A 346-nucleotide genomic window follows, 5' to 3' on the forward strand; every position below is an offset into this window, starting at 1 on the left:
GTGTAGGTGCCGTCGAGGTATGGGGTGAGGTTGGCTGGTTGCCATGTCGGCGGCAGGTCCTCGTCGCCCTCGCTGTTTTCGTGTTGTGGCGTGGTGGTGTCCGGGATCGTGTCCGCATTATCGTCCTGGTTGTCGTGTTCCTCGCTTGGTGTGAGTGGTGTGAGGGGCAGGTCGATAATGATGTCGCCCTCGTGGTCGTGTGTGCCGTAGCCGTCGTGGGCGAGTTGGCGCGCAGCGGCTTGGTAGTCGCCACCGTGGTTGAGGAGCGCGTAGGCGGCGAATTTGGTGTAGGGGGTTTCTGGCTGGAAGCTGGTGCTGGTGGTGAACACGTAGAGGCGGTTGCGGT

The 346-nt window shown here is 62.4% G+C and carries 1 protein-coding gene; it reads right to left on the reverse strand.

Translation table 11 applies throughout. The features are described 5' to 3' along the window. A partial coding sequence (locus HMPREF2975_RS08290) for a hypothetical protein (protein WP_227469342.1) occupies nt 1-346 on the reverse strand: 346 nt, incomplete at both ends.

It is taken from the genome of Actinomyces sp. HMSC065F12 (assembly GCF_001814535.1).
GTDB lineage: Bacteria > Actinomycetota > Actinomycetes > Actinomycetales > Actinomycetaceae > Pauljensenia > Pauljensenia radingae_A.